Genomic DNA, 7,893 nt, shown 5'->3' on the forward strand with positions numbered 1-7,893 from the left:
TCGTCGTGCGGGTGCCGTCGCGGTCGCACGCGCCGGCTCCGCCCGACCGTGCCGCGCCCTCAGAAGGCGCTCGGGCCTATGGTCTCTCGGCCCGAGCGCCGTCGCTGTCGTCTTCGTCGCGGCCGTCCTCGAAGACGAAGAGCGGTTTGGCGCCATGGGCGGGTGCTTCGGCGAACGAGATGGCTTCGGTGAAGCGTTCGAGCGGGAACGGCTCGCCCTGGGGGATGCTCAGCACTTCATCAGCGACGAGACCGCGAACCTCGGACAGCGCGCGCAGCGCTTCCGCAGGTGAGGCAGTGCCGAACCAGCGGTTCAGCCAGAAGCCACGGACGGCTTTGGTCTCGTAGATGACCGAGCGTGCCGACAGCGGGATCGTCAGCGCTGCCGGGTCGGTCTGCCGATGGGTGGAGAGCGCGCCGTAGACCACGACCTCTCCCCCCGGAGCCAATGCCTGGGACACCTGGGCACCCACCTCGCCCGCGACACAGTCGACGGCCTTGCGCACGCCGGCCGTTCCCGCGATCTCGGCCACACGCCGCAACAGGTCCTCGTCCTCGGTGCAAATGACCTCGTCACCACCGAGCGCCTTGATCTCCTCGACGGCATCGCGCCGCCGCACGACATTGATCGTGCGCACACCCAGATGCCTGGCCAGCTGCATGACCAGCCGGCCGACGGTGGAGCCCGCGGCCGTCTGCAACAACCATTCACCCGGCCGTACGTCGAGTTCGCGAGTCACCAGGAGCAGCGCGGTCAACGGGTTGACGGCGAGCTGGCAGGCGCTGGAGTCGCTCAGATGCTCGGAGACCGGCAGGAGCCTTCGTGTATCGGCAACAAGGTATTCCTGCCAAGTGCCGGCCACCTGCGGCCCCGGTATCGCCGGGACAGCAACGGCCACCACGCGCTCGCCGATCTGCAGTCCCTCGGTATCCGGGCCCAGGGCCTCAATACGGCCCACGCACTCCATGTGACCCCCGACAGTGGGGAACTCGGGGGAGAAACCGTAGCGGCCACGCAGCACGTGCAGATCACTGGCGTGAATCGGAGTCGCCTTCACGCGGATCAACGCCTGACCGGCTTCTGGCGTGGGAACAGGACGGGACTCCAGCCGCAGGACATCGGCCGGCTCGCCAACCTTCCCGGCTACGAGCGCGCGCATGGAATGTGGCATGAGTGACCTTCCGTCTCTCAGCGCCCGACGAACTCGGCGGGCGTTCTGGACAGGCACAACGCCGGCGGCGGCATCCTCGCCCCGCTGAGTCCGCCGCACGCACCGCACCCGAGAGCCCCTGGAGTCCCGGACATCACGCTAAGCGCCACCGACAGGCTCTGCAATCCAGCCTCCGACGGCACCGCGCCCCCCCCCCGGGTGAAGGAGGGAGGCCCGGTGCGGCCGGACGGCGGCTGTGTCGTGGGACGCCGGGTCGGCTACCAGGAGAGGGCGTCCGCCGCGTTGTCCTGCCAGTAGGTGACGGTGGCAGCGCTGTTGAAGAAGACACCGCCGTTCGGCAGCTTCAGGGTCTTCTCCTTGGCGGTCGCGCTGCCCTTCCTGTCGGTGAAGAACACGCCCAGGGTCTTCTCCTTGGCGCCGCCTTCGCCGTCGGGGGAGTACGTCGTGATGCCCGCGTACGCGGACTGGCCGGGCTTGAGCGTCACCACGGCCTGCGGAGTGGTCTCCTCGGCCCACGACAGCGGGGCCTGGGCGTCGGCGCCGGCCCTCAGGAAGGGGGCGATGTAGGCGTAGCAGGGCTTGCTGCCGGTGTTCGTGGCCTTGAGCAGCAGGTGGTTGATCGGGCGGGACACCTCGGTGACGGTCAGCTTGGTGTTCGCCGTCGTGCAGGTGACGACCGAGGACGCCTTCGTGGTGGCGGCGGAGGCGGTCTGCCCGGCGGCCTGGAATCCGACGAGCGCGAGGGCGGCGGCGACGACCATGGAGGAGGCGGCCGTGCGGGAGGCGAAACGAGTGGCGATACGCATGAGTGGACTGCTTTCTCTGAACATCTGGGCGCGCCGGAAGTGCGGGCCACGAAAGCGGAGTTGAGCAGGGCCGATCACCGTGTCCGGCGAGGCGCCGTGCTTGGATGGCCCAAGCCTGTGCCATGCGCCGTCCCACGCGCCGTTCCATCGGGAGTTTCGGGACGCTGGGATGCGCAAACCGGCTCTGAGCTGGGGAAACGTGACCTTTCTGGGAAGCAGAACGGAATGGAGGACTGGTGGGGGCGGCTGAGGAGATTGCTGATTTTGCGGCGCTGCTGCGCGAGTTGAAGCAGCGATCCGGGCTGAGTTACGAGGCTCTGGCGAAACGGGCGCACATGAGCACCACGACGCTGCACCGGTACTGCAAGGGGGAAGGAGTGCCGGCCGACCACGCGGCCGTCTCCCGCTTCGCCCGGGTGTGCAAGGCGACTCCCGAGGAACGGGTCGAGCTGCACCGGCGCTGGGTCCTGGCGGACGCGGCGCGGGAACGCGCCCGGCGGGCCGCAGTGGATTCGGAACCGGACTCCGCGGACCGGGCCGGAGCGTCCACGTCCGGCTCAGGCCAGGAGCCACGCTCCGCGCAGGGACGCACGGACCCACCCCGGCCGGAGGCCGTGTCAGACGTTCCGCGCCCGCCCGTCCCCGCGCAGCCGACCGCGTCCGCAACCGCGCCCACATCCATGAGCGAGCCGGGGGACCCTCCCGGGTCCGTCGCCGAACCGTCGCCGGAGGCGGGTTCCCTCCCTCGCCGCACGCCGGTCCTCATCCGGACCGCCCGCAGGCGGTGGGCCCTGATCGTGGCGAGCACCGCCGTCGTGGTCGCCGTGTCCACCGCGCTCACGTTCGACCTGAAGGGCGGGGGGACGGACCTGGCGGAGAACGGCCGGCCGGCCGACACCGTGACCTCCTCCGGACAGCCGGCCTCCGCCGCCCCCACGCGGCACCCGTCGGCGTCCACGTCCCCCTCCGCGCGTCCGAGCCGCTCCCCAGCCCCAACCCCCGGAGCACCCGACGCCAAGCCGTCGATACGCAGCACCGACACGGGCCGCGCCCAGGACAGCGATGAGGTCCCGCTCACGGTGAGCACCCGCACCTATGCCTGGGACGACCCGCAGTGCGAGGGGAAGTACCTGATCAACCGGCCTCCCGGCGAAGTCTCGCCGCCGGTGATGGGGCAGGACGTGCCGGGCTGGGTGAAGGCGCACGGCGCCATCGCCGCTGACAGGCAGCGAGTGGCGCTGACCGTCCAGGGCACCGGGGACGAAACCGTCGTCATCGAGTCCATGCACGTCCGCGTGGTCAACTCGAGCACGCCCCCGGCCTGGAACGCATACCTGGGGTCGTCGGGCTGCGGCGGAGGCGTGGAGACGAGGTCGTTCGACACGGACCTCGACGCCGGTCACCCCACCATCGTGCCGAAGGCCGGCCAGCGCGGTCTCCCCTACAAGGTCAGCCAGTCCGATCCCGAGGTGCTGTACATCACCGCCCAGGCCAGTGCCCACGATGTGAACTGGTACGTGGAGCTGCAGTGGTCCAGCGGCGGCCGTCAGGGAACCACACGGATCGACGACCACGGAATTCCGTTCCGCACCAGCGGCAGTCAGGGCCGTCCCGTCTACGAGTACCCGGTCGGCGGCACCGACTGGTACAGGGTGGCGGAGAACTGATCTCCAAGGTCCTTGGCAAGGAAGCGTGGAGAGCCCCTCCGCGCTTCGCCCGTCTGTGGTTCGTCACGTAGGCGGCTGCGGCCGAGACCACCGACGCGGAGAAGTCGGATGCTCTACGAAGCGGCGGTCAGTACAGCGCCTTGTAGCCCTGCCAGCCGGCGGCGATCTGGGTGCGGGGACCGAAGGAACCCTTGCCGTCGCCGTTGTTGCGCCACAGCTTGCCGGAGGTGTCGCGGGAGACGATGTCCGCCCTCCCGTCCCCGGTGATGTCGCCGGCGCCCACCACGACGTTGTAGGAGGCACCCCAGTTGTCGGCCACCTCGACCCGCGCCCTGAAGCCGCCGGTCGCCGTGCCCGCGTACCGCCACAGCTTGTTCGACGTGTCCTGCGCCAGCAGGTCTCCGTACCCGTCACCGTTGAGGTCGCCGACGCCGACGATCTTCTTGTAACCGGACCACTTGGAGAAGATCTTCACCCGTGCCGAGAGCTTTCCGCTGCTCGTGGCCTTGTACAGGTAGATGTCACCGGTGGACGCCTGGCGGGCGATCAGATCCGCCCGGCCGTCACCGGTGATGTCGCCCGGTGAGGTCAGCACGTTGTACTGGTTCCAGCCCGACGTTCCCAGCGTGGTGTACGGCGTGGATGTCGCCAGGGCTTTGCCGCACCCCGGGCGGTACGCCCGCAACGCACCACTGCTGAGCCGCACGAGCACGTCATCGCAGCGGTCGCCGTTCAGGTCTCCGAACGGCACCACCGTGATCGAGGCCGGCCAGCCCGAAGCCGAGGTCTTCGTCGAGAACTTCCCGGCGCCGTCGCCCCGGTGGAAGGAGAGCGCACCCTGGGAGGTGAGCGTGAGCAGGTCACCGATGCCGTCGGACCCGACATGGTCGCGTCTCACCGCGGCACCCCCGGTCAGCTTCAGCGAGCCGGACGCCGTCGCCGACGCACCGTGCTGGTCAGCCGGAGCCACCGTCAGCGTCCAGCTGTACGTGCCGTTCGGCACGTACGCGCCCGTCGACGTCCTGCCGTTCCAGGACGTGTGGACCGCGTCGCGCGCGGCGCCACCGGACAGGGTGCGCACGGTGGCCCCGGTCGCCTTGTTCCTTAGCACCAGCGTCCACGACGCGGCCGGCTTCGACAGCCACCACGTGCCGTCCCACGAGGACGACGGGTCCACCAGGCCGACCGAAGGCTCCGTCCTCGCTCCCAGGACCGCGATGTCCGTGGCGGAGATGCCGCTCCGTAGGACATGGATGTCCTGGGAGGCCGGGTCCACGTAACCGACCAGGCCGGTGTACGGATCGACGTCCCACTTTCCGGCCTTGGCCGCCAGGGTCCGGCTCACCGCGGAGCCGCTCGTGACGTCCGTGAGGTTCAGCGCCCCGGACGCGGAGTCACGCGTGACCAGGAAGCCGTCGCCCAGGCGCGTCCCTGTGCCGGTGGGTACGGCGATGAGCGTCTTCCTGCGGGTGTCGTACACGAGGGTCTTCTGCACGCTGCCCTGGGGAAGATCGCACCAGCCGGACCAGTACACCCAGCGTCCCACCGCCTGGAGGTCGCTCGGACCGCAGCCGCTGCCGACCATCCGGAACGACGTGATCGTGTTGCCCGAACGCACCTCCGTGGCCGTGACAACGCCGTCCCGGGCCGCCGTCCACAGCGTTTCCCCCCACAGGGCGGAGGGGACCGCACCGGCCGCGCCCGTGCGGGTGAGCACGACCTTCCGTGTGTCCAGATCCGCCACCATCAGGCCGTCTCCCGCGGGCGAGGGCCCACCCCAGGCCGCATACCGGCCCTCGACGTCCACGAGGCCATGGTTGTCCTGGAGACCGGAGGCCAACACGGTGCCGGGAAGGGACTGACCCCGGTCCAGGACGGAGACCTCCCCGGCCGCGTTATGGATGACCGCCCGGCCGTCACCCGTACCCATCAGGTCGGGACAGCTCCCGTGGTCCCCGACCATGAATCCACACCTCTGGGTCTTTCCCCGGTCCGTGCGCGTGCCCGCCGTCAGGGTCCCCGCCGTGGCCAGCGAGCGGCTGTACAGGTGCGTCGCCCCGTCGCCGGACTCGTAGGTCGTCAGCTCGCCGCCGCTCAGATCGAGCGACTCGATCCCCATGGGCACGGCCGGAAGGTCCACGATCCGGCGGGCCCGGGGCAGACCGTCGGCCCCCGCTTCGATCTTGGCGATGCCGTAGTCCAGAGAGGACTCTCCGCCGGCGAGGACCAGGCCGCCGTCGGGGGTCACGACGGCGGCGGGATCCGCCCGCTTGGCCAGGGGCAGCTCCGCGGAGCCGTCGAAGGGCAGCGCCGACACGCTCCAGACGGAGGAGCCGCTGCGCCGCGCGACGACGAGCGCGTCACCGACGACGCCGAGGATCTTGTTCTCGGAGGTGTGGGGGAACGCAACCTCGTGCGTGGGCGCGTCGTAGGCGCCCTTGGCGTACACCCGCACCCGGGTCGTGCCGTACCAGCTGACCAGGTAGTCGGATCCCACCACGGCGTCCATGCCCGCCACCGGTGAAGGCAAGATCGTGGCGGCGCCGGTCTCCGCATCCACCCAGGCGAACTGGAGGACCCGGTCCGGGCCGTAGTAGTTGACGAGGATGCCGGAGGCGGAACCCTCGGGGAAGAAGGGGAAGACCACCCCGTCCGGGAGTCCGGTCACGGGCTTCTGCACCGTGCTGCCGTTCTCGTTGTGCAGCAGGAACAGCCGAGTCCGTTCCCCACCTGTCGACGTGCCGGTCAGGACAGTGCGCCCGTACGTCTGCAGATAGCGCTGGTCCGCCGGGACGGCCACGGTCTCCGTCGTACCGGTTCCCATGTCCCGGAGCACGACTTGCCCACCACTGCCCTGGGACGCGCGAAGGGCGACGACGTCCGAACCGGTGCCGTACACACCCGGAGTGCCCGGCCCGAGTCGCTCGCCGCCGTCCACCGGCTTTCGGCTGCCGTCGTAGCTGGTCCACCAGAGGCCGTAACCCTCGGGGGTGGAGCGGTACTCGAGGAAGCCGGAGGCCCCCGCGCTCTGCAGATACGCCGTGCGCGGAGTCGTGCCCATGGTGGCTGGAACGGTGATTTCCGTCGCGGTCTCCGCGTGCGCGGGCGCCACCAGCGGCACGGCTGACACAGAGAGCGCCAACCCGATGACCGTGGCAAGAGAGCCACGCCTGAAGGTATGACGAGTCACTTGCTCCCCCTCTACAACGGAGGGCCCCATCCCCCCGAACAAGCGGGCGGATATTAGCATTTGTTCAAGACGGATGACCTTGCCGAGTCGGTTGGCCGGCCCGTGTGCGGACGGCGCGGCCCGCCCGCGCGTACAAGCCGCGGAAGCTACCCCCGCTCAGAGTCGGCGATCGCCCCGTCGTCCGCCACAGGCAGCAGGTGCCCCGGGGTGCTCCCGGCGGCTGTGCCCTGAGAGACACGCGTGTTTGCGCCGGAAACGTGAGCTTGTCGCCGTGCTCCTGATACGCGATCAGCGCGCTCATCGGATCGGACTCCTCGCGTTCCCGGCTCTTCTTCACGGCCTCCAGCCTGCACCGCGTGGCCGTGACGGTCAGTAACGTGGATGTCCGTTCCGGGGTGGTACTAGTCGCACCTTCAAGGCGGACGCCTACGCCATAGACCGCCCCTGACCTCGACACCTACCGTCGCCGTATGCACACAACGCCCGCCTGCGGCGTGTGATCCTGCGGCCCTTCCAAGAAGCCGGACGTTCGATCGCGTTCATTGCCACGAGTGTCCTGCTGGTCATGGCCCTGCCGTACTGCTGCCGGAATCGCCCTGCTCGGGCCCGGCCGTGAGGAGCAGTTGGCGCGACGGGTCGAGGCCCTGACCGAGAGCCCGCGGGCATGGTGGACGTCCGCATGCTTCCCGGCTTCACGGACGAGGGAGCGCGCAAGTCCCTGACCTGCGCGCTCCACGGCCCAGCCCCCAGATCGTTGGAGGTTGCCCAATGCCGACGGGACTGCCGAGGGTCCGCGCTTCGCGCGACGTGCGGCGTAGCGGGGATAGAAGCTTGACGCTCGCCAGGAAGATCTGTAATATGAGCAAGTTGCCTCGAGCCGATACGATTCCGTAGTGGAATGCACCGCCACTCGGGCGACAGACCAAACCACTGGCGCGGCCTCCCAACGGGACTCAATTCGGGCATGTCTGCATGCGTGAATTCAGCTCCATCGCCTCGATTATGAGCGGCCGGGAGAATCCGCTAAAGTTTGGGACGTCGGAACGGCCCAAGGGTCTG

At 69.5% G+C, this 7,893-nt stretch carries 4 protein-coding genes; 1 reads left to right on the forward strand and 3 read right to left on the reverse strand.

Translation table 11 applies throughout. The annotated features are described in order from the left end of the window. Nucleotides 1-76 precede the first annotated feature (76 nt). On the reverse strand, nucleotides 77-1,159 hold the full coding sequence (locus AQJ27_RS42880) for a zinc-dependent alcohol dehydrogenase family protein (protein ID WP_067381750.1): 1,083 nt from the start codon (nucleotides 1,157-1,159) through the stop codon (nucleotides 77-79). Between the two features lie 269 nt (nucleotides 1,160-1,428). Then, complete coding sequence (locus AQJ27_RS42885; protein ID WP_067381753.1) at nucleotides 1,429-1,977, reverse strand: DUF4232 domain-containing protein; 549 nt, start codon at nucleotides 1,975-1,977, stop codon at nucleotides 1,429-1,431. A 236-nt stretch (nucleotides 1,978-2,213) separates the two neighbouring features. Between AQJ27_RS42885 and AQJ27_RS42890 the strand changes: the two genes are divergently transcribed. Next, on the forward strand, nucleotides 2,214-3,644 hold the full coding sequence (locus tag AQJ27_RS42890) for a transcriptional regulator (protein ID WP_079065680.1): 1,431 nt from the start codon (nucleotides 2,214-2,216) through the stop codon (nucleotides 3,642-3,644). Between the two features lie 127 nt (nucleotides 3,645-3,771). Here AQJ27_RS42890 and AQJ27_RS42895 read toward each other — a convergent pair whose 3' ends face one another. Next, on the reverse strand, nucleotides 3,772-6,786 hold the full coding sequence (locus tag AQJ27_RS42895) for an FG-GAP-like repeat-containing protein (RefSeq protein ID WP_159064545.1): 3,015 nt from the start codon (nucleotides 6,784-6,786) through the stop codon (nucleotides 3,772-3,774). Nucleotides 6,787-7,893 lie beyond the last annotated feature (1,107 nt).

The organism is Streptomyces olivochromogenes (assembly GCF_001514115.1).
Lineage (GTDB): Bacteria > Actinomycetota > Actinomycetes > Streptomycetales > Streptomycetaceae > Streptomyces > Streptomyces olivochromogenes.